The following is a 21,796-nucleotide window of genomic DNA, read 5'->3' as shown; positions in this document are numbered from 1 at the left end:
GATCCATCGTTCCGCTTCCTATCCTATCTTGCGCCCGCCAGATAAAAAACGATTTTTTAGCGAGCCCCGGGTATGAATCAGCATCATGGGTATTAATGCTTCCGTTTTTCGGGCGACGCGCCTTTGGCCTTCCGGATGCATGGCTGTTAACAGCAATCGAAGATAGGCCGTTGTCATCTGCCGAAACACCCCGTATTTCAACGCCTGCTGCTCGAAACCCAAGCCATGTGTCAGCCCCCGATGGAGCAAAGTAATGCCAACCAAAGCTTTTACCTCTCGAAATTCGGGCTGATCCTCAAACGCTTCGCTGATTTGCATCATCGATCTTCGGGCGAGCCGCGCTGTTTTAAGCGCCGCGCGGTCCGGGCCCTCGGCTTTAATCAATGCCAATATCGTATCGTTATTAAGATGAAGCTCCCCGATCATATCTCCGTCATGAATGAGTGTCGAATCTTGACATAGAATGCTGCTTCCCCGATGTCGTTTTATCATAACCGTACATATGCCAAAATGCGTAGTATGCAAGCTGCGAAAGCGTAAAACCCATCCAAAACCTCGTTCCCAGACCATCCAAACGGACTGCATCATGGATTTGCCAAAGCCGACCATCATAAAAAACATCTCCTGTTTTAGATTGAACGAATCATTCTGTCATGCGCAATCCGATGATTTCATTATAGCTGTACAAAGAAACAACCCTAACGGACTGAGGTATAGAATTAGACTACGACTTTAGGCGGAGCAGGCATAGGGGCTGCCACGTTCGTACAACCCGTCCTAACGGCTCCATTAACAAAAAAACTCGCCTTATCCCACGTAAACCGCAAGATAAAGCGAGTTTTGCCCCATTCACTTTGTATGTGTGCCGCTTAGCGCCAGCGATCACGGCAGTCGACAGACGGAGGGCCTCCTCCGCTTCTTCGGCGCCGTCTATTGAAGCGGACACGTAATGACGACCTGAGTGCCGATCCCCGGACGGCTGAACAGAGTGACGCCGTATTCGGGACCGTAAGCCAACTGGATGCGTTCATGCACGTTGCCAATGCCGTAGCCGGCTTCCTTGTCTCTGCGCATAATGTCCGCGGCGCGTTCGGGCGACATGCCCGCGCCGTCGTCCACCACCTCGAAGCGGATCGCGTCGCCGAGCCGGTACAGCCGAATGACGATGTTAAGCGGGTCGTCGTCGCTCCAGACGGCGTGCTGAATGGCGTTCTCCACGAAAGGCTGCAGGATGAGCTTGACCGTCTGATGCCGGAACAGCTCCTCGTCTAGCTGCCAGTGGACGCGGAACAGGTTGTCGAACCGGACGGACTGGATTTCCACGTAATGCCGAGTAATCTCGATCTCCTTCTGGATCAGAATGACCGGCTTGCCTTTGCTCAGCGAGGTCTTGTAGAAGTTGGACAGATGGCGGACGATCTTGCTCACTTGCCGATCCTGATTCTGGACGGCCAACGAGGAGATGACGGCCAGCGTGTTGTACAGGAAATGCGGATTGATCTGGCTCTGCAACAGCGCCAGCTCCGTCTCCTTCCGCATGATCTCCTTCTTGTACACCTCGTTGATCAGCTTGTCGAGCTGGCGTTTCATCGTGTTAAACGATTCCGCCAGCAGGCCGATCTCGTCCTTGCTGTCCTGCTTCAGCTCGAATTGGAATTGCTCGTCTCCTACCTTCCGCACGAACCGCGTCAACGTCTGGAACCGGTTGGAGAAATAACGGGCGGTCATGGCGATCAGACCGACCGACAGCAGGATGCTGATCGCGGCGATGAGCAGAATGCGGCTCGACGCCTTGTTCGCTTCGCTCAGCACGTCGCTCAGCGGAATAATCGACACCGTCTTCCAGCCGATCGGCAGCGTGTCGTAGACGACAAGCGATTCCATCCCCTTAACCGGCTGCTCGAACGTACCGCTTCCTCCACCGCTCCAACCGCCTTCTTCAAGCACCTGACGGAACGGCTGCAGAATCATCGACTTGTCCCGGGTCGACAGGATGGCGCCCTCCTGATTGACCAGATAGATATCGCTCGCCTGCGCCTCTTCGCCGAACAGGGAGTAGAGAGCGCTCTCCTTCACATGGATGGCAAGGACGCCGTACGGCCTCTGCATATCGTTGTTGTTGAGCAGCCTCGCAAGGGTAATAACGGGCTGCTTGCCGCCGTTCTCCATAACGACGCTGTAGACGGCGTTGCCGTAGGATTGCTCCAGCTCCTTATACCACTTCGCCTCTCTCATCCCCTCGTCCACGCGCTGGATGAACATGCCGTCGCTCGGAATCGATTCGTTGAACGGATAGATCGTAATGGAATCGATATCGGTATTGGTGAGCTGAATGCCGAACAGCAGGCTGTTGATGTAATCGTAGGCGTGCACAAAGTCGATCCCCCGCCGGTATTCCCGGGTCAGCCAATCCCGCAGCTCCGAATCCATGTACAGCAGGCTGGAGATTTGCTCGTAATTTTTGAGCTTGTTGTCGATATTGCTGCTGAGCTGGCTGTTCATCGTGCGCATCCGGTCATGCGTCTGCGAGACGAGCTGGTTCTGGAACACCTGATAAAAATATAACGAGATGGCCAGCAGCGGAATGACGGAAGCCAGCAGGAAGAACACCAGCAGCTTGTTGCGCAGCGCCAGATTGTTGATGAACCGCTTCACGGCCTTCATGGCGCCGAATGCCCCGGCTGGCGGTTGCGGTATTGGTTCGGCGTCAGCCCGCGCCTTTTGTGAAAGACGGCGCCGAAGTGGGATGCGCTTTCGTAACCGACGAAGGTTGCGATTTCGTGAATTTTCATATCGGTATCGCGCAGCAGCTCCGCCGCGCGGTCCATCCTTACTTTCGTCATATATTCGAGAACCGTATATCCGGTATATTCCTTGAAAAGCATGCGCAGATGATTGGGCGACAAATAGGCGTATTCGGCCAAATAATCGATCGTCAGCGCGCTGCCGAATTCGAGATCGATCAGCGACTTCACCTGATGGACCATGGCGGCGTGACGGTCGGCTCCCCCCGATGGCGCGGGCGTGGCCTCGATATATTGGCCGCTGCCGTGCTTTGCCATATGGCGGCCGCGGAATTGCTGCAGATGCAGACACGTCTCGTACACCTGGCTGAGCGGAACGGGATGCGGATACAGACAAGTCGTGATCCACGGGCAGACGACCGCGAGCTTCGCGTGCCATTGCTCCGCCAGATGGACTTCTCCCGGCGCGGCCAATACGACCAGGCGATCCTCCTGCCATTCGAACGGCAGCGCCTGGGCATCGGCCATCAGACGCTGCATGCCCTGCAGCACCTTGGCTTTGGCCTGGGCAGGCTCGGACGAATCGCTTGCCGGCTTGTACGCGGCGTCGATCGTCACGAGCATCACAGAATAGACGCCAGTCGCTCCGGGAAGCAGCTCGTCCAGCATTTCCTTCAGCTCGTTTTCGACCGCGTCGGGCGGCTCCTCCTGCAGCAGCTGCTTCGCGTATTGCGAGGCCAGCGCTCGGGAGGACAGCCTGCTTCGTTCCTCTTCGGCGCATTTCTGCCGCACCTTCAACATCCGTTCCTGCAGCTCGTCGATATCCAGCGGTTTCAGCAAGTATCCCGATGCTTCGAGCATCAACGCAGACTTTACATAGGCAAAGTCGTCGTAGCCGCTCATGAAAATAACAATGAGCCGCGGCCAGCGTTTTTTCGCCGCCTTGGCGAATTGGATGCCGTCCATGATCGGCATTCTGACATCGGTAATGACGATGTCGGGAGACAGCTCCTCCATGCGGCTGAGCGCCTCGCGGCCGTTTTTGGCCGTGCCCGCCACCTCGAACCCCATTTCCTCCCAGGGAACGAACCGCTTTAGCGTTTCGATCTCGATATGTTCGTCGTCGACCAGCATTATTTTGTACATGTCCGCAAGCTCCCCCTTGCCTCATCCTGCTGATGATATCAGTATCCCACCCTGCCTTCTTACCGTCAATCGACCCCGGAGCAGGTTCGTTCGAATTCGACAGGAAACGTAAAAACGCGATATGGATTATCGGCAATAACGGGAGTCATAATGGAGATAGCCGGCAAATCCAATACAGAAACGAGGGGAAAACATTGCGCCCAGACCGACATTCATCGACTGCATCACTGGGCAGGAGGCTGTATCGACATCGCTATTTGTACGTGATGCTCATACCCGCTTTCATCTGGGCTCTTTTATTTGCATACGCGCCTATGGCGGGATTGTACATGGCCTTCGTCGACTTTCAGCCGACACTCGGAAACTTCTGGTCGTCCTTTTTCGGCAGCGAATTCGTTGGATTCGAATGGTTCTCCTATTTCTTCAACGGCAGCGACTTCAAGATGATCATGCGCAATACGCTGGTGTCCAGCGTGCTCACGCTCCTTCTCGGATTTATCGTGCCGATCCTGCTTGCGCTGGCGCTAAATGAGGTGCGCAGCCAGGCCTTCAAGCGGATTGTCCAGACGGCTTCCTATATGCCCTATTTTATTTCGTGGGTCATCGCTGCCAATATATTCGTCGCACTGTTAGCATCCGAAGGCGCTGTAAACGAACTGCTACAGCTCGTCGGACTGACAAAAGAAAGCATCCCGTTCCTGCAAGAAGGCAAGTACTTCTGGGGGATCGTGTCGGGGGCCAACACTTGGAAGGAGATGGGATACAATTCGATCATTTATTTGGCGGCCATCTCTTCCATCAACCCCGATCTGTACGAAGCCGCCAAGGTAGACGGCGCCGGCCGGATCAGGCAGATGACTTCCGTAACGCTGCCCCTGCTGCGGCCGACCATCGTCATTTTGCTCATCTTGTCGGTGGGCAATCTGATGAATACCGGCTTCGACCAATATTATTTGCTTGGCAATTCGCTTAACAGGGAGTATTCCGACGTGCTCGACACCTATTCGTTCCGGTACGGTCTGCAGAACAGCATGTTCTCTTATGCCGCCGCCGTTGGCCTGTTCAAGTCGGCCGTCGCGTTCCTGATGGTGCTTGCGGTCAATTCGATCGCCAGGCGCATGAACAGCAACTCATTATTCTAAAGCAAAGGAGTGCAGGCAGGATGACACGAGACCGGATACTGAATCTGACGGGCAATACGCTGCTTTACGGCTTATTGGGCCTCGTTTTTCTCGTCACATTTTTCCCGTTCTGGCAAATTTTCATTCTGTCCATCAACGACGGCACGGATTCCTTGCGCGGAGGGTTCATGCTCTGGCCGAGAGAATTCAGCCTCGATAGTTACGCCACCGTCTTTTCCAACCCTGAAATACTGACGGCGATCCGGACGACCGTGCTCCGGACCGTTCTCGGCGTTCCGTTGACCGTCGCATGCATCGCGATGCTAGCTTACGTGCTCAGCAAACGAACGTTGGCGGGCAGTCGATTTTTGAATCTGTTTTTCATCTTTACGATGTACTTCAGCGGTGGACTTATTCCGACCTATATGGTCATCAAATCGCTTCATCTGATCGACAACTTTCTTGTTTTCCTTCTGCCGGGATTGATCAATATTTTCTGGATGATCCTGGTGCGCACCTTCATGGAGCAGCTGCCGAAGGAGATCGAGGAATCGGCGGAGATTGACGGCGCGAACGACATTCGCATTTTCGTCCAGGTGATCCTGCCCGTCTGCGTGCCCGTGCTGGCCACGATTACGCTGTTCGCGGCAATCTTCCATTGGAATGCCTGGTACGATTCCTACATCTATACGTACAAGCCGGATCTAAAGACGCTGCAAGCCGTGCTGGTCAAAATACTCAACCAATACCAGACAGGCGACATGCTTTCGCAAGCACAGCAGCTTGCCAACGAAAACAAGCGCATTCCCGTTACGGGCGAAAGCATTCGAATGACCGTCACGATGGTCGCGACGCTGCCTATCATTCTAGTCTATCCGTTTCTGCAGAAATTTTTCCTTAAGGGCATGCTGCTAGGCGCTGTTAAAAGCTAAATTCTTTCAAGGGGAGTTATGACAATGGCTAAAATTACATTTATCGGGGCGGGAAGCTCCATCTTCGCAAAAAATATATTGGGAGACTGCATGCGGACGCCGTCGCTGGCCGACGCGCATATGGCGCTGTTCGACATCAACATGGAACGGCTGGAGCAGTCCGAAAAAATGCTGCAAAACCTGAATCAGAATCTCGGCGGCAAAGCAACGATCAAGTCCTACACGGATCGCAAGGAAGCGCTTCGCGGCGCGGATTACGTCATTAACGCCATCGCTGTCGGCGAGCTGATCCCGACGATCATGTCGGACTTCCAAATTCCCGAGAAATACGGCTTGCATCAGACCGTCGCCGACACGCTTGGCATGGGAGGCTTGTTCCGCGGGCTCCGCACGATCCCGGTCATGATCGATATCGCTCGCGATATGGAGGAAGTGTGTCCGGATGCCTGGTTCCTCAACTACACGAATCCGATGGCAATCGTGACCGGGGCCATGTTGCAAGCGACAGGGGTTAAGACCGTCGGGCTGTGCCACAGCGTCCAAACCTGTGCCAAGGAGCTGCTTGAGGGGCTTGGCATGCCGCATGACAATGTCCGCTACAAGATCGCCGGTATCAACCATCAAGCTTGGCTGTTGGAAGTATCGAGGAACGGCATTGATCTGTATCCGGAGATCCGCCAGCGGGCAGGGGCGCGCACGGACCGTCATACCGATATGGTACGATACGATTACATGAAGCTGTTCGGCTATTACGTTACCGAGTCCAGCTCGCACGGCTCCGAATACGTGCCGTATTATCACAAACGCCAATATCCGCACTTGAAGGAACAATATATGCTGCCGACGGACGGATACAAAAACTGGGGCAGAGGCAAAGCTGAATACTGGCAGGAAGTAAACGCGATGATCGACAACGCCAATCTGACCCACGAGCGTTCGCACGAATACGCCTCCTACATCATGGACGCGATGGAAACGAACGTACCGTTCGAGATCGCGGGCAACGTGCTCAACACGGGCGGCCTGATCAGCAATCTGCCCCACAACGCCTGCGTGGAAGTGCCATGCATGGTGAACGGCAACGGCATTTTGCCAACGCGGTTTGGAGCGCTGCCGCCTCAGTGCGCCGCGCTCAACCAAACCAACATCAACATGCAGCTGCTGACGATCGAAGCGGCGCTGACGGGCAAGCGCGAGCATGTGTATCACGCGGCCATGCTGGATCCGCATACGTCTTCCGAGCTGTCGCTCGACGACATCGTGGCCATGTGCGATGAGATGCTGGAAGCGAATCGCGATTTCATCACGATTAAATAATGATTCCGGGGAGGGTCTACACATGAAAAAGAGAACAAAAGCCGTCGCGCTAACGATGGTATCCGCCATGCTTTTGCTTACGGTATCGGCATGCTCCGGCGGCAAAAACGAACCGTCGAACGGAAACGGCAATACGCCGGCCGACAGCGGGCCGATTACGTTGACTTTTTTCGATAAAAACACGGGAGATCTGTTTACGAATCCGGTGGCCGAGGAAATTACGAAGCGCACGGGCGTCAAGATCGAGATCCAACAGCCGACGGGCGATCCAAGCGAGAAGCTGAATTTGATGCTGACCAGCAACACGCTGCCCGACATCGTGCTCATGGACCGGCGCAGCGATATCGTAAACCGCTACATTGCGGCCAAGGCGATTATCCCGCTAAACGATCTGATCGACCAGCATGGCCCGAACATTAAGGAAATGTACGGCGACGTGCTCAACAAGAGCCGACATTCGGACGGCAACAATTATTATTTAAACAACTGGTACGGCATGGACCCCGATCCGGGCTGGAGCTTCAACATGCGCGCCGATATTTTGAAGGAGCTGGGCTACGGGGACCGCATCGAAAGCGGAGAGAGCTTTACGCAAGAGGAATTCGTCGATCTGCTTAAGCAGTTCAAAGAAAAATACCCGCAAGTCGACGGCAAACCGACGATCCCGCTAACGTTCAATGCCGACCATATGCCGACGGTAGTTGGCACGTTTAAAGGGATGTACGGCATGAAATCCTACTACGAATCGGACGGCCAAATCGGCCTGGAGGTTCGAGAGCCGCGTTATAAGGAAATGATGGGATTTATCAACGATCTGCAAGCTTTAGCTCTTCTTGACAACGAATGGGCGATCAACAAAACGCAAATCTTCGATCAGAAGGTGTCCAGCGAGCGCGTATTCGCCGTCGGCGGCGGCGAGCCGCTGGAGCCGAACCGTTTGCTGCGCGAGAAGTACGGCGAGGATACGGATAAGCAATTCCTCGCTTTTAAGGTGACGGCGCCGGGCGTCGATCCGTCCGCGACGACGTACGGACCGCGCAGCTCGCTAGGATGGGATGCCATCGCCATTACGGCGGCCAACAAACATCCGGAGCAAACGATCAAGTTTATGGATTTCCTGGCAAGCGAGGAAGGCCAATATTTACTCATGTGGGGCCTGGAGGGCGAGCATTGGGAGATGGTGGACGGCAAGCACAAGCCGTTCCCGGAAGTGCTGCAGGGCTTTAAGGACAACTGGAACGAATATTCCAAGCAGACCGGCATCCGCAAGTGGACGTGGTTCGTCAAAAACGGCAACGGATCCGACGGCACGCCGCTCGATCTCGTAGCGAAATACGAGCGGAACGCGTACAACCAGCATGCCATCAAGTCCATGAAGGACTCGACCTGGGACACGGCGATCTACGACAATCTCGGTCCGGGCGGCGGCACGCCGGATGCCCTGAACGAGCAGAAGATCAAGGACTTGCTGTCTCAAGGCTTCACCCAGTTGGCTTACGCCGAGAGCAAGGATGAATTCGAAGCACTCTACGCCAAGCTGATGAAGGATCTCGAAGACAACAACGCGCCGCGCATCGAACAGATTTATACGGAAAATTACAAGAAACAAATGGAGCTTTGGAAGTGAGAAATCCTCTATCGAAGCCTTTCAAAGATGAGCGACCGCGGTTAGAGGTAGGATTTATCGCCAATAAGCAAGCTGTTTTCGAAGACCGAAAACTTATACTTTCTTATGTGGTAAGACAGCCATGCTAACGAAACCAACCCGCTTGGAAGAAACCTCTTCCTCGCGGGTTTGTTTTTGGCTTGCTTTGCGAACCATCCTATCTCTACCTTCCTACCTCCTATCACTCCATCGCGAGCCCGCCGGTTACCGGCGTGTAGGTTCCCGTAAGGAATCGGGCGGCATCTCCCGCGAGGAAAGCAACGACCCCCGCCACGTCTTCCGGCTCGGCGATCCGGCCAAGCGGGGTGAAGCTGCCGATCATGCGGCTTTCCTCCTCGGAGACCATCAGGCTATCATCGGATTTGACGAAGCCGGGAGCGACGACGTTCGCCGTTATCCCATAGGGTCCGAATTCCTGCGCAATATATCGGGCAAAGGCATCCAGCCCTCCCTTCGCCGTGCCGAATGCAATATGCCCGGGGACAGGGTCCTTGCCTTCCGTCCTGGACAGATAGACAATCCTGCCGGATTGCTGTGCCATCATCGTCGGGATAACAGCCTTCGTGGCGTGAAAAGCCAATTTCAATTCATCCGTCAACTGTCGTTCGAATGACTCCCAAGAAACCTCGGCAAAGGCGGCGGCATTAACCCCCCTGTCGGCATGGCATACAAGAACATCGATACGTCCGAGCTCCTTTTTTACGATCGCCGCAAGTTGTTCCATCCGCTCTTCGCTGCGGGCATCCGCATGAACCGCAATGGCCTCCCCGCCATTTGCAATAATTTCGTTGGCGACTGCTTGAGCAGCCTGTTCATGACCGAAGTCGTGAACGACAACCCTTGCCCCTTGTCTGGCCAGCTGGATGCAAGTCGCTCTCCCTATACCCCGGGCGCCGCCTGTCACAATCGCAACTTTCCCGCTCACAGACATTCTGTTCAACCCCTTTCCCATTCGCTATCGCCTACCCTTCATCCGATACGTCATACTGCCCGGCAATATCCAATGCAACCTGCCGAACCTTGGCGGCCATAGAAGCAGGTTCGAGCACAATGACATCCGTCCTGTAATGAAGCACCATCCCGATCAGCCAGTTCTCGTTCGAGCAGGTCGTTCGTACAATAATCCTTCCATCCGGCAATCGTTCAATATCCTTCTCGTCGAACCGGTTCATCACAAACACGGCAACCGATGCCTGGAACTGAAGCGTAACCGGAATACCCTCGCGCCTCTCCGGCGCCGCCCACCTGTCATTCAATTGCGCAAGCGAGTCCGTTCGGCGAATGAAAGTGTCGGCTTGAACATGGAGCTCCCGAATCCGCGACAGCTTAAAGATCCGATAATCGCCGCGCAGACGGCAATAGCCGTAAAGATACCAGGAGTAAGCCTTCATCACAAGCACCATTGGCTCCACCACGCGCTCCAGTTCCTCTCCTTTTCTGCTCGTGTATTTGAATGTCAGGAGCTTCCGGTCCTTAATGGCTTGATGAAGCGTATCATACCGCCTCTGGTCCTCCTCGCTATTTTTCCAAGGGGTGAAATCAATCTGAATACTTTCTCCTTCTCCTGCCCGACCTTGCTCAGCCTGCGCAACCATTGCGCCTACTTTGCCGAGAAGGCGGTCCATGATGGAGCGATCATAGGCCTTCGTGGACTCAAGACCGCGGAGCGCGGCGGACAAGGCGGTCAGTTCATCAAAGGACAGCAGCTGCCGATCCAGCCGGAAGCTGTCCATAATTTCGTAACCGCCCTCCATGCCCGTATAGGACACGATGGGAATGCCGGCCTGACCAAGCGAATCGAGATCGCGATAGATGGTGCGCAGCGACACTTCAAGCTGATCCGCCAATTCCTGCGCTTGTACTCGCTTCCGATTGAGCAGCAATATCGTAATGGTCATTAACCGTTCCAGCTTCATCGTCATCTCTCCTATGCCGGCATGCTATTGCTCGCCGATCTATAAATTAGTGGGCGGTTGCGAATTCCTCTCCTTCGACAGCCGGCTCCATCTTGGCTTTCGTCATTAAGAAGGCGGCAAACAACGCCAATACAGCGGGGATGAGGCTCCATGCAAAGACGGTGCCGATCGAGCTCGACAGCCCTGCCGTAATGGTATCGAGCAGCCCGGCATCGACGGATTGGCGAAATGCCGGATTCAGCAGCGAATGGGGATCGCTTAGGTTCAAGTCGGCCGGTACAGCCACGTCGCCTTTGCCGAGCGATTCGGTGAGCTTGGAAAGCAGGCTGTGGCTTTGCACAATGCCGAAAATGGTAATGCCAAGCGCCATGCCGAGCGAGCGATTGAAATTCAAGGTCGAGCTTGCGGCCCCGCGCTGCGCCGGAGGGAACGAATCCATAACGGCGGTGCTAAGCACCGAGAAGGAAGCTCCGATCCCAAGACCGATCAAAATCATAATCATCGTAATAGAAAGTCGAGAAGATTCTACCGTAATTTGCGAGAGAAGAGCAAGACCCGTCAGAAGCAGCGCCAGCGTCCCGATCATAATGGTGCGGTATTGCAGCTTCGTCATCAGGAATCCGCCCAGCGTGGCCGTAACCACCGAGCCCACCATCATCGGCAGTAAAGTCAATCCCGAATTGGAAGCCGAGCCTCCAAGCACGCCTTGCACGTAGATCGGTATAAAGATCGCCGCCGTCATGTACGCCGCGCCGCTGAGCATCGCGACCAGGTTGCTCGTCGTGTATAGCCTGCTGCGGAACAGGCGGAACGAGATAATCGGTTCTGCGGCCCTCTTTTCGACCACGACCAGCAGTAGAACAAGCACGACGAAACCGGCGAACAAACCGAGAATTTGCGGCGAATCCCATGGGTACGTTTTACCGCCGAGTTCAAGTCCGAGCATAAAGCAGACGATAGCGCCCACGAGGAGAACGGAACCCGCCCAGTCGATTTTTTGCCTGGCGTGTACCGCCGATTCTTTGTAAAACAAAGCGATCGCCAGCAATGCAATAAAGCCCAGCGGCAGGTTGATGTAGAAGATCCATGACCAATCGAGATGGTCGGTAATGTATCCGCCCAGCAGCGGGCCTACAACGCTCGACAGTCCGAACACGGCGCCAAACAACCCCATCATCTTGCCGCGCTCCTTCGGCGGCATGACGTCGAACAGGATCGTGAAGGCGATGGACACCATCGCTCCGGCCCCGACGCCTTGCACAGCTCTATAAAGGCTTAACTCGACGATGGATTGCGCCATTCCGCATAATGCCGAGCCGATCATGAACACGATGATCCCGAAGATGAAGAAACGTTTGCGCCCATACATATCGGACAGTTTGCCGAAGATCGGCATGCACGCCATCTCGGCCACCATATACGCGGTAGTGACCCACACGAACTTGTCGAGCCCTCCCATCTCCCCAACGATCGTTCCGATCGACGTTGAAACAATCGTGTTGTCCATGGATGCCATCAAAATAGCTAGCAGCAGCCCTCCGACGATTACTCCCAGTTTGTTTGTCATACGTTCCCATCCCTTTCTTGTACCTTAAGAATTGATTGGCTAACAATCATCTAAGACCATCTTAAGCTACCCTTGTTGACAACAGTGTGTCAGGGAAGAGGGAATCATTTATTTCTTTTTCTCAAGGTTGAAACGGCTGTCGCTGTCCTCGGGCGGCGAAGTAAGTTTCTCGTACGAAGCCCACGCCCGGCTGCTGAGATTGTAACGGACACCGCAGTCGCTATTTCGCAAAAATGGGGCCTGTTCAAATTGTAACGGACACAGACGACCTTACTTCCGTCCAAACCGCATAGAATGGGCGGAAATGCACCAGATAGCGTCATCTGAGTCCGTTAGATTTTCAATATCGCGAAAATGCTGCGAATAGAGGCCCTGAGGTCCGTTAGCGAGAGCAGAACGTCTCAGCTCACCCTTACGGGTGATAGGATGTTACCGTATGCGACAAACGCTAACGTCTAGGCACGCTTCATATGGCTGCTATGTCCCGGGGACAGCTTGGCCGCGGGTTCCACATATACTTTCGCGTTATTGACCGCGGTCGGGGCTTCTCCGAAGCCGACGGCAATCAGCTTCACTTTCCCCGAGTAGGTTGTAATGTCCCCGGCCGCGAAAATGCCAGGAATACTCGTCTCCATTCTTGTGTCTACCGCAATGGCTCCGTCAACGATGTCAATTCCCCACTCCGCGATCGGTCCAAGCGAAGAGACGAAACCGTAGTTGACGATGACCGCATCTACGTCCAGCCGCAGTTCCTCCTCGGTCTTTACGTTCGACAATAAGACCGAGTCAATACTTTCATCGCCGTTAAGCGCTTTGATCTCCATCGGTGTTAATACCTGCACCTTCGATCGTTCGAGCGTATTGACGCTATGCTCGTGGGCGCGAAACTTATCCCTGCGATGAATGAGCGTTACTTGCTCCGCGATTGGCTCCAGCATTAGCGCCCAGTCTACGGCGGAATCTCCTCCTCCGCTGATGAGCACCTTCTGCCCCTGGAATCGACTCAGATCATCGATGAAGTAATGCAAGTTTGCTCCTTCGAACCTTGCCGCTTCCGGCAATTCCAGCCGACGGGGCTCGAACGCTCCAACCCCGCCCGTGATGATAACCGATTTGGCGAAATGCGAGGTTTTGTCCGTCACCACTTCGAACATTCGCTCATCATGCTTAATGACATTCGTTACCTTTTCCTCCAGGCCAATTATCGTTGTTTTAAAGTGACCCAACTGCTCCTTCAAGCGATCGACGAGTTCCTGCGCCGTCACCTTCGGAAATCCCGCAACGTCGTAAATATATTTCTCCGGATATAACGCGGCTAGCTGCCCTCCGAGCTGCGGCATGCTTTCAAGCAGCAAAACCGAGCTGTTGCGCATCCCGCAATAGAAGGCGGCGAACAATCCAGTCGGTCCGCCCCCGATAATGAGCATATCGACAGGATTGGCTTTATGAATGGTCAGTGACATCAACATGAACCTCTTTCTTATAATTTGAGATAAACGCGGCCGTCTTCAACTTCAACCTCGTAACCCCTCAGCTTGACGCTATTTGCCACCAAATGGCGGCCGGTCAATAAGTCGAATTCCCATCCGTGCCAAGGACAGCGCAAAATTTCCTGGTCCCGGCCGTACTTGTATTCATAAACAAGGGAAGGCAGCTTCGTCCCGCATACCGGTCCTTCGCAGACGGGAGCTCCCCCGTGCGGGCACATATTTCGCCAAGCGAAATAGCGATCCCCCACCGCGAATACGCCAATCTCCATTCCACTTACCGTCACAATGACTCTTCCTGACTGTCGCAGCTCCTCTTCCGTTGCAACTGCAAATCGGCTGTTCGTCTGAGCCATCCGTTAAGCCCCCTTGTCCGCTTCGCTTGCCTCGCCGCCGGCGTCAACCCGGTGAGGTGCTTCGTACAATCCGTAAAGTTCCATGGCGTTATCGACCAGTATTCGCTGCCGCAGCTCCTTCCGAATCGGACGCAGCGCCATCTTCGGGTTGTCGAAGTCCCAATGAGGATAGTCGGATGAAAACATAACCGTGTTGCCGGCATCTACCATATCCAATATTTGATTCAGATGTTCCGCGTTGTCTGGTTCTTCGATCGGCTGCGTGGTCAACCGGATATGCTCCTTGATGTATTCCGAAGGAAGACGCTTCAGCCACGGTACAAGATCCCTCAGCCCTTTGTAATTTTTGTCCATTCGCCACATCAGATGCGGGAGCCAGGCAATGCCGCCTTCGATGGCGACGAACTTCAGCTTTGGAAACTTCTCGAAGACGCCTTCGCACACCAACGAATTGATATGCGCCATATAGTTAATCGGGAGAATATTGTGCCACTCGAAATAAGTGGTCGGATAACCCGACGGAGTAGGCGCTCCTGCTATGCCCCTTCCTTCCGTACCGGGATGGACGGCTACCGGCAGCCCATTCCGTTCGGCAGCCTCGTAGATCGGGTGGAAGAACCGCTGGCCATAGAGCATGCGGGAACCGCTGCACATAATGACTTGCACCATATCTTTGTGCGAAGCCATACGATCGATTTCCCGTGCGGCGGCTTGCGGATCGGCGTGGTTGATCAGAATCGACCCTTTGTACACCGGGCTGGCTTTTAACCAGGTCTCGACAAGCCAGTCGTTGTAGGCGCTTGCGACCACATTTCCATAATCAGGATTCGGATTCAAGGATATGCCGAGTATGCCTGAGCCTGTCAATATCCCGTAATCAATACCATATTTATGGAAATGATGCTCCAACATGAATTGCGGATCGCTTCCCGGCGTACCGCCATCCTTCGTTCTGGCATCGGACCGCAGCACTCCGATCGGCGATTGCCAGCCTCCTCCGTATCCCGGTCCTGCCGCCTTCCAATATTCGTGCCATGCACGCGGCAAAAATGGAAGAAGATCCTCTTTGCGCGCAATGGCATTATGCACATCTGCATCTATGATAGATGGAGTGGCCATATTCATCATCCCTTCATTATCGTTGTGGTTACGCCTATAGTTCCACTTTACAATGCCCGGCAGGCCATGGTACATGAACAATACGAACGAGAATCTGGATTATTGTTAGAAGGTCGTTAAAACAAAATTCCCCCGCCGGGTACATGGCGGGGGGAACGGGAATCCAATCATTGCTGCGCAAAGTGTTTCTTTACAACCTCAAAAGCAAGCTTCGGTCTCCGGTAGCGGTCAACAACGCCTTTGTTATTCATGGCTCCCGCGCGCGTAAGCGGCCATAGCCGTCCGTTCGGATCGGGCTCTTCGGTAACGCGACAGTCGCAGAACTGCCAGATGAACACACCGTTTACGTATGGCCGCGCTGCGTAAGCCTCCAGATTGGCTGTCAATATATCGGCTTGCCGCTCCTCCGTTCCGCGCGCCCTCGCAGCGTCGCGCACTCCATACAACCCGTCGGCCCCAAATTCGCTAATGATAAAAGGTTTGCCCCGACCTCCGTGCTCGTCGACCCATTGTTTCAAGCGATCTGTCGTCTCTCCCGGGTCCTTATCTGAATACCAGCCGGGATACTGGTTAAACGAGACAATATCAACGGCGTCCAGAGATCGGTCGGCGTAAGGTTTGTTGGATGCGTACGTCAGCGGGCGGCTGCCGTCCAGCTCTCTGATCTGCGCCAATTGCTTGCGATACATTCGCTCGCCTTCTTGCGTATCGCTCGCGCATTCGTTTAATATTCCCCAGATAATAATGCTGGGATGATTGTAATGGCTCGTGACCATCTCCCGGTTGCAATCCTCGCATTGCCGTTCGAAGTGGACGTTCTGCATCATGGCAAGATCGAGCCCCCGCGCGTGATTCTCCTCCCATACGAGCAAGCCAAGCTCGTCGCATAGGTCGAGAAAACGCTCGTCGTTGGGATAATGGGATGTCCGAACCGCGTTGGCGCCCATGTCCAGCATTAATTGAAGATCGGCAACCATCGCCTGCAGAGGAATGGCCGCTCCGAATTGCGGGTGATCTTCATGGCGACAGAATCCCTTGATCGCAACGGCTTCCCCGTTCAACGTCAATTGGCCGTCTCGCGCCGCCACCGTACGGAAGCCGACTCGTTCAATCAGATCATCAGCCGCTTCCGCGGCGCCATCCAAGTATAGTCTCATCTCCAATTCGTATAGTCGGGGATGCGCGGGCGACCAGGACATGACGCCGGGGAAAGCGGATACGAGTTCGATCATCCGTTCGCTCCCTGCTTCCACACGGATCGTATCCGATTCGAAGGCAATGCCCGCCAACTCCCCGTCGAGCCTGATGTGTCCTGCCTCGGTTCCCGTATTACGCACATGCACGCGCACGTTCGCCGACCACTCGCCATTGGCGAATGCAGGGGTGAAAGCCAGCCGCTCGATAAAGACGTAAGGAATCTTCTCCATGACAACCGGGCGAATGATCCCCCCGTACGTATAATAATCGTTGGAGATATGAAGTGCCGATTGACTATTAAAGCGATTGTCGACGCGAATGAGCAACTCGTGTTTTCCCGGCTCTACATCCGCGGCAACTGCGTTGAACTCCGTGTAAGCATTGTAATGGTCGGCAATCGGCTTTCCATCAAAGAATACGTCCGCCGTATGGCTGACTCCCTTGAACTCGAACCGAAACGTGCTTCTCTCCTGCACTTCAACGACTCGACGGTAGAAACCGATCCCTCGATACCGGTTGAGATCCGGATGAGCCTCCCAGCAGCCGGGCACGGCCAGGCGATAAGGATAAACATCCGGCTCCATCTCTTCGTCCGTTGTTGCGAATTCCCACATCCCCTCCAGTTCCTGCGACTGACGGATCTTGTGCGTCTTAAACAGTCTAATCATCGAACTTCGCACACTCCTTTCTCTACTTGCCCGTCTTCCCATATCAATTCGTAACGGTATGGAGCGGACGCCGAGGCGCGAACGATTCGCCGCTTAAGATCGTAAGTCAGGGAAGCCATGCCGTTGACTGTCTCCAGCAACAAACGAAATGGCTTCGTGTACACATAGCCGCCAACGATAAGCCCGCCTTCGGCCGGGAGCACAGGCTTGCGGCCCTGCTCCCTACGATGGTTCTCGACGGCGGCTCCCATGAAAACCGCTTGTTCCTCTGTCATATTGGTCAGATGACCCCTGCCGCCTACCCCCGGCAACTCTTCGTAGACGATCAGCGATTGCCGGCCTAGCCGACGCATCTCCCGAACATACTCGCGCGAATGTTCCACTGGAACCCGGATATCCCGGTCCCCGTGTGCCATGTAGAGAGGCGTGACCACATTCGCTGCAAGCGCGATGCCACTTCTCGCCCTATAACGCTCCAAGTCCGCTTCCGGCGAACAGCCGACCCAAACATCCATTTCATCGCGGAATTCCCCTGTCGCATCCTGCTCGTACCAGCTGGCATAATCCGAAATGCCGTAAAGAGCCGCCGCGGCGGAGAACAAATCCGGAAATTTGGCGACTGCCGCTAGCACATTGCCTCCCCCGCCGCTGCCTCCTTCCAGATAGATATGCCCGCTGTCGTCCAGCCACTCCGCATACTCCTTGCGGACGAAATGAATCGCGTCATAAATATCGATCAATTCATAGCCATTGCAGTCGGCCGCCCCTTCGGAGAAGGCGCGACCCCGCATATCCACCTGCACGATCAGATAAGGCAAATCGGACGGCCGCTCCCGGTATGCCGGCTTCGGCATGCTCATATGCCAACCGTGCAATTGTACAAGCATGGGGCCGGCTTGCGGCGGTTTAATCACATTCATGCCTAGCCGAACGCCTGGCGATATAGATGACGTATAAATACAAAAGTCCTGATACGGCGACTTAAACGATTGGGGAAGGCCGTGTCGCTTCAACCGTTCGCGATCCTCGTACTGCTCGAATCGAATCATATTACGAGTTCGACGCGTTGGTGCGCCCCCGAGCAGTATTGTACATATCTATTAACTCCTGTGCTCCAAGCTTCTTGCACTGCTCGATAAACGCCTGAATATTAGGGGCAGTAATCGGCGTGCGACCCACAACGAACTCGGTCATTTTCTCTTCTATATATACCGTAAGATTGTTCAGCTTTTCCTTATTGATCTCGTTCTCTTCATCCGTTAATACAAGCGGCGCCGGAGCTGGCAGGACGATGGGCAGATACAGCTCTTCAATCGCCTGCGCCTTCTCGCTGAGTCGTTCGGCTTCACGGGATTTGCCCATATTTAACGATATTTCCGGATACCATATTCCGTATTCCCCGCGCAGCTTGTCATAAGGCGCCGGGCCCAACGATTCCAAAAACTTGGGGGCGCCTTCGGAGCGGTCGTACGTCTCTCCGTCAATGCCCAGCGCCAAATAATCGGAGCCTTCTTCGCTCAGCAAGTAATCGAGCAGCTTCACGGCCGCAACCTTGTCTTTTACATTAGCCGAAATCGCTATGCCGCCCGTCGAAAAAATGTCTCGTGAATATTGATATTTTTTAATGCCGGACGCGGCAATTTCAAGCATGGCATTGGCATTGTAGCCCGGTATCAATCCGGCCTCAGCCGCCCGATCCGTCAATAGCTGATTCCTTGTTTTCCAATGATAGGTGACAAAGGATTTGCCCGTCAGCATCCGCTCTTCCCACTGAGCGCCGTTTAAAATAGCGAACTCGGGATCGAGCAATTTCTCGTTGTACAGCTTGTTCATGTATTCAAGCGAATCGACAAAGCCGGGATGGTCCCCTGCAAATTTATATTCTCCGCTCTCCGGCTCCAATTGAATATAACCTTCAATGCCCGTGAACGCTCGCAGCATTACCTTATACAACCCGGTCGTGCCGCCGACTCCCTGCGTAACCAGCGGATATTTGTCTGGATTGCGTTCCTTGAACGCCTTCAGCATTTCGTACAGCTGCTCAGGCGTGTCAGGCGATTTCAGCCCATATTCCTCCATCAAATCCTGACGAACGATCCAGTTGTAGTTAAATCCGAGCCCTTCGAGGCCGGGTACGGAATAGACGCCGCCGTCTTCTCCCGTCACCAGTGCCTTGGCTGCCGGATATTCCTCGAAGTAGGCCTTAATGTGGGGGGCGTGCTCGTCGATATACGAGCTTAAGTCCAGGAACACGCCTTCATTGCCGTACAACCTCGCATCCGCATGCGGAACCGTCATAAAATCGGTAACCGAGTTTGTCGCGATCATAATTTGTTTTTTCTCCGTTACGCCGTCCGACGGCACGGGCTCGAACTCGATCCGGGCATTGGTGCGTTCGAAGATGCGATCGAAGATGGCCCAATCCTTCCGTACGGGCGCCTCTCTACGATCGGGAACGAGCCACTTGAACGTAATCGGCTTATCCGATACAAGCGCCGAATCGGTTTGCCCTCCTTCGCCTGGCGCATTCGAATCGCTTCCCTCGATTTTGGCCGGACTCGTATTCCGGTTTCCTCCATTCCCGCCGTTCTCCCCGCTGCAGGCCGAAACCAGCATAGCGGTCATCGTGATCAACAGCGCGGCACGTCCGAAATGTCGGCTCCCTTTTATCGTCTTCATCTTTTTTGCAAGCCTCCCTTTTATTTTTGTAATTATATAGAAACAGTGCCCGATTGACGAGCATCTGCCGCTAGCCTTTAATTCCGCCGATCATGCTGCCTTGCACAAAATATTTTTGAATAAACGGATACACGCATAAAATCGGCAATGTCGCAATAATCATCGTCGAATATTTGACCGTTTCCACAAATGTGCCGCCGCCTTCGTCCACATACGACTCCGAGCCCGATCCCGCGATAATAATGTTGCGCAGCAAAATTTGCAGCGGATACATGGAGCGGTCGTTTAAGTAAATTAACGCGTCGAAGAAGGAATTCCATTGTCCCACCGCAGTAAACAGACCCACGGTCAGCATGACCGGCATGGAAAGCGGGATAACAATTCGAAGCAGCACCCCGAACGAGCCGCAGCCGTCAATTGTAGCCGCATCTTCCAGTTCGGACGGAAGCGCCTCAAAAAATGTTCGCATAATAAACAAATACCAGGTGTTTACAAGCGTCGGCAAAACGATCGCCCAAATCGAATTCAACATGCCCAGCTTCTGTACGACCAGAAAGGTCGGAATCAGTCCGCCGTTAAACAGCAAGGTAAAGGCAGCCAGCAACAGAATGATTCTTCTGCCAGGCAGCCACCGCTTGGCCAGCGGATACGCCATCATGGATGTGACCAGCAGCGTAAGCGCTGTCTGCACTACGGTATACCGAATCGTGTTCCAGTAGCTGCTCCACAGCTCGGGCAACGCCAATATGCGTTCATAGGCAATCCAGGTCAGGCCTTGCGGCATCAGCTTGACTTGACCGCTGGATACGAGCGCGGGAGAACTGATCGAAGCCGAGAAAACAAATACGATCGGATAGATCATCGCCGCGCACAGCAGCAGCATAAACAGAACGTTCCCCGTATCGAACAGACGAGAACTCCAGCTTACTTTCATGTTCGTCCCCCCTTACCACAGACTCGTATCCGAATATTTCCGGGCCAAACGGTTCGCCATAACGACAAGCACGAAGCCGATCGCCGACTGGAAAAGGCCAACGGCGGTCGCAAAGCTGAAGTCCGCCCCCAAAATGCCTCTTCGGTACACGAATGTATTAATAACATCGGACGTTTCGTAGATCATCGGATTGTACATCAAAATGATCTTCTGATAACCGATTTCCATCATATTGCCCAAATTAAGCACGAACAAAATAATGATGACGGGCATCATGCCCACCAACGTAATGTGTCTGATCTGCTGCAGCCTGCTTGCGCCGTCCATCTTCGCCGCCTCATACAAAGTCGGATCGATGCCTGCAATGGCCGCAAGGTACAGAATCGTTCCCCAGCCAAGCTTTTGCCATACTTCCGAGCCAATATAGACGGTTCGGAACCATTCCGGCAAACCAAGGAACATAATGGGCTTCATGCCAAACCACGATACGAGCAGATGGTTCACAATACCGTCCTGCGGCGAAAGAAAATTGACAACCATGCCCACTATGACCACTGTAGACAGAAAATGCGGCATGTAACTGATTGTTTGCACTACACGCTTGAACAGCGCATTTTTCAGCTCATTCAACAGAATGGCCAATATAATCGGCGCCGGGAAGTGAAATAAAATATCGTACACATTCAGCATCAGCGTGTTGCGGATTAACCGCCAAGCGTCGGGCGTCTCGTAAAAAAACTTGATAAAATGAGTGAATCCCACCCACTCGCTGCCAAGCACCCCTTTTACCACGGAATACTTCTGGAAGCTGATCAGAATACCGTACATCGGCACATACTTGAATAAAATGTAATAAGCGATTCCCGGCAGCATGAGCAAATATAACATTTTATATTTGAGCAGGCTGCGGAACAACCCGCCTCGGCCGCGTTCCGGCTGCGGAGCGG

18 protein-coding genes are annotated in these 21,796 nt (G+C 54.0%); 4 read left to right on the top strand and 14 right to left on the bottom strand.

Features of this window, described 5'->3' with window-relative positions; all coding sequences use genetic code 11:
- Positions 1 to 18 precede the first annotated feature (18 nt).
- From B1748_RS12045 to B1748_RS12035, 3 genes are all read right to left on the bottom strand, one after another.
- Positions 19 to 612, bottom strand: coding sequence for a YkoP family protein (locus B1748_RS12045; RefSeq protein WP_087568162.1), 594 nt, complete (start codon positions 610 to 612; stop codon positions 19 to 21).
- A gap of 318 nt (positions 613 to 930) precedes the next feature.
- Complete coding sequence (locus tag B1748_RS12040; protein WP_087568161.1) at positions 931 to 2,664, bottom strand: cache domain-containing sensor histidine kinase; 1,734 nt, start codon at positions 2,662 to 2,664, stop codon at positions 931 to 933.
- Positions 2,661 to 3,890, bottom strand: coding sequence for a response regulator (locus B1748_RS12035; RefSeq protein ID WP_087568160.1), 1,230 nt, complete (start codon positions 3,888 to 3,890; stop codon positions 2,661 to 2,663). Before B1748_RS12035 ends, B1748_RS12040 begins: the two co-directional genes overlap by 4 nt.
- Before the next feature lie 329 nt (positions 3,891 to 4,219).
- Between B1748_RS12035 and B1748_RS12030 the strand changes: the two genes are divergently transcribed.
- From B1748_RS12030 to B1748_RS12015, 4 genes are read left to right on the top strand one after another with little or no spacing between them, the layout of a single operon-like run.
- Complete coding sequence (locus B1748_RS12030; protein WP_246608392.1) at positions 4,220 to 5,032, top strand: ABC transporter permease; 813 nt, start codon at positions 4,220 to 4,222, stop codon at positions 5,030 to 5,032.
- A 20-nt stretch (positions 5,033 to 5,052) separates the two neighbouring features.
- On the top strand, positions 5,053 to 5,943 hold the full coding sequence (locus tag B1748_RS12025; protein WP_087568158.1) for a carbohydrate ABC transporter permease: 891 nt from the start codon (positions 5,053 to 5,055) through the stop codon (positions 5,941 to 5,943).
- A 24-nt stretch (positions 5,944 to 5,967) separates the two neighbouring features.
- The gene (gene melA / locus B1748_RS12020) at positions 5,968 to 7,260 is read left to right on the top strand and encodes an alpha-glucosidase/alpha-galactosidase (protein WP_087568157.1); all 1,293 of its coding nucleotides are present in this window, start codon (positions 5,968 to 5,970) and stop codon (positions 7,258 to 7,260) included.
- Positions 7,261 to 7,282: 22 nt separating this feature from the next.
- Entirely contained in the window at positions 7,283 to 8,887 is a 1,605-nt protein-coding gene (locus B1748_RS12015) for an extracellular solute-binding protein (RefSeq protein WP_087568156.1), read from the top strand.
- Positions 8,888 to 9,107: 220 nt separating this feature from the next.
- Here B1748_RS12015 and B1748_RS12010 read toward each other — a convergent pair whose 3' ends face one another.
- From B1748_RS12010 to B1748_RS11960, 11 genes are all read right to left on the bottom strand, one after another.
- A complete protein-coding gene (locus B1748_RS12010; RefSeq protein ID WP_087568155.1) occupies positions 9,108 to 9,857 on the bottom strand; it encodes an SDR family NAD(P)-dependent oxidoreductase in 750 nt (249 codons plus the stop codon).
- A gap of 31 nt (positions 9,858 to 9,888) precedes the next feature.
- Positions 9,889 to 10,842 carry a helix-turn-helix transcriptional regulator gene (locus B1748_RS12005; RefSeq protein ID WP_087568154.1) on the bottom strand — a complete coding sequence of 318 codons (954 nt, stop codon included), beginning with the start codon at positions 10,840 to 10,842 and terminating at the stop codon, positions 9,889 to 9,891.
- 46 nt (positions 10,843 to 10,888) lie between these two features.
- Complete coding sequence (locus tag B1748_RS12000; protein WP_087568153.1) at positions 10,889 to 12,409, bottom strand: MDR family MFS transporter; 1,521 nt, start codon at positions 12,407 to 12,409, stop codon at positions 10,889 to 10,891.
- Between the two features lie 455 nt (positions 12,410 to 12,864).
- Positions 12,865 to 13,872, bottom strand: coding sequence for an NAD(P)/FAD-dependent oxidoreductase (locus B1748_RS11995; RefSeq protein WP_087568152.1), 1,008 nt, complete (start codon positions 13,870 to 13,872; stop codon positions 12,865 to 12,867).
- Positions 13,873 to 13,889: 17 nt separating this feature from the next.
- Complete coding sequence (locus tag B1748_RS11990; RefSeq protein WP_087568151.1) at positions 13,890 to 14,252, bottom strand: Rieske (2Fe-2S) protein; 363 nt, start codon at positions 14,250 to 14,252, stop codon at positions 13,890 to 13,892.
- 3 nt (positions 14,253 to 14,255) lie between these two features.
- Complete coding sequence (locus tag B1748_RS11985; RefSeq protein ID WP_256975632.1) at positions 14,256 to 15,371, bottom strand: amidohydrolase family protein; 1,116 nt, start codon at positions 15,369 to 15,371, stop codon at positions 14,256 to 14,258.
- 167 nt (positions 15,372 to 15,538) lie between these two features.
- The gene (locus tag B1748_RS11980; RefSeq protein ID WP_087568149.1) at positions 15,539 to 17,236 is read right to left on the bottom strand and encodes a glycoside hydrolase family 2 protein; all 1,698 of its coding nucleotides are present in this window, start codon (positions 17,234 to 17,236) and stop codon (positions 15,539 to 15,541) included.
- Positions 17,233 to 18,285 (bottom strand): alpha/beta hydrolase family protein, encoded by a 1,053-nt coding sequence (locus tag B1748_RS11975; protein WP_087568148.1) that lies wholly within the window; start codon positions 18,283 to 18,285, stop codon positions 17,233 to 17,235. The genes B1748_RS11980 and B1748_RS11975 overlap by 4 nt, the downstream gene beginning before the upstream one ends.
- A gap of 1 nt (position 18,286) precedes the next feature.
- The gene (locus B1748_RS11970; RefSeq protein WP_087568147.1) at positions 18,287 to 19,915 is read right to left on the bottom strand and encodes an extracellular solute-binding protein; all 1,629 of its coding nucleotides are present in this window, start codon (positions 19,913 to 19,915) and stop codon (positions 18,287 to 18,289) included.
- Positions 19,916 to 19,985: 70 nt separating this feature from the next.
- A complete protein-coding gene (locus tag B1748_RS11965; RefSeq protein WP_087568146.1) occupies positions 19,986 to 20,849 on the bottom strand; it encodes a carbohydrate ABC transporter permease in 864 nt (287 codons plus the stop codon).
- Between the two features lie 12 nt (positions 20,850 to 20,861).
- Positions 20,862 to 21,722 carry an ABC transporter permease gene (locus B1748_RS11960; protein WP_087568282.1) on the bottom strand — a complete coding sequence of 287 codons (861 nt, stop codon included), beginning with the start codon at positions 21,720 to 21,722 and terminating at the stop codon, positions 20,862 to 20,864.
- Between the last annotated feature and the right edge of the window lie 74 nt (positions 21,723 to 21,796).

Origin of the sequence: Paenibacillus sp. MY03 (assembly GCF_002165585.1) — a bacterium.
Lineage (GTDB): Bacteria > Bacillota > Bacilli > Paenibacillales > Paenibacillaceae > Pristimantibacillus > Pristimantibacillus agaridevorans.
The sequence above is the reverse complement of the archived record's forward strand: the minus strand, read 5'-3'. Positions and strand labels throughout refer to the sequence as shown.

Coding starts and splice junctions, on each gene's coding strand:
- B1748_RS12030 (WP_246608392.1), top strand. CDS start 4,220: ATGGCCTTCGTCGACTTTCAGCCGACACTCGGAAACTTCTGGTCGTCC.
- melA (WP_087568157.1), top strand. CDS start 5,968: ATGGCTAAAATTACATTTATCGGGGCGGGAAGCTCCATCTTCGCAAAA.
- B1748_RS11970 (WP_087568147.1), bottom strand. CDS start 19,915: ATGAAGACGATAAAAGGGAGCCGACATTTCGGACGTGCCGCGCTGTTG.
- B1748_RS11965 (WP_087568146.1), bottom strand. CDS start 20,849: ATGAAAGTAAGCTGGAGTTCTCGTCTGTTCGATACGGGGAACGTTCTG.
- B1748_RS11985 (WP_256975632.1), bottom strand. CDS start 15,371: ATGGCCACTCCATCTATCATAGATGCAGATGTGCATAATGCCATTGCG.
- B1748_RS12000 (WP_087568153.1), bottom strand. CDS start 12,409: ATGACAAACAAACTGGGAGTAATCGTCGGAGGGCTGCTGCTAGCTATT.
- B1748_RS12035 (WP_087568160.1), bottom strand. CDS start 3,890: ATGTACAAAATAATGCTGGTCGACGACGAACATATCGAGATCGAAACG.
- B1748_RS11975 (WP_087568148.1), bottom strand. CDS start 18,285: ATGATTCGATTCGAGCAGTACGAGGATCGCGAACGGTTGAAGCGACAC.
- B1748_RS11960 (WP_087568282.1), bottom strand. CDS start 21,722: ATGCTGCCGGGAATCGCTTATTACATTTTATTCAAGTATGTGCCGATG.
- B1748_RS12010 (WP_087568155.1), bottom strand. CDS start 9,857: ATGTCTGTGAGCGGGAAAGTTGCGATTGTGACAGGCGGCGCCCGGGGT.
- B1748_RS11980 (WP_087568149.1), bottom strand. CDS start 17,236: ATGATTAGACTGTTTAAGACGCACAAGATCCGTCAGTCGCAGGAACTG.
- B1748_RS12045 (WP_087568162.1), bottom strand. CDS start 612: ATGATGGTCGGCTTTGGCAAATCCATGATGCAGTCCGTTTGGATGGTC.
- B1748_RS12025 (WP_087568158.1), top strand. CDS start 5,053: ATGACACGAGACCGGATACTGAATCTGACGGGCAATACGCTGCTTTAC.
- B1748_RS12040 (WP_087568161.1), bottom strand. CDS start 2,664: ATGAAGGCCGTGAAGCGGTTCATCAACAATCTGGCGCTGCGCAACAAG.
- B1748_RS11995 (WP_087568152.1), bottom strand. CDS start 13,872: ATGTCACTGACCATTCATAAAGCCAATCCTGTCGATATGCTCATTATC.
- B1748_RS12005 (WP_087568154.1), bottom strand. CDS start 10,842: ATGAAGCTGGAACGGTTAATGACCATTACGATATTGCTGCTCAATCGG.
- B1748_RS12015 (WP_087568156.1), top strand. CDS start 7,283: ATGAAAAAGAGAACAAAAGCCGTCGCGCTAACGATGGTATCCGCCATG.
- B1748_RS11990 (WP_087568151.1), bottom strand. CDS start 14,252: ATGGCTCAGACGAACAGCCGATTTGCAGTTGCAACGGAAGAGGAGCTG.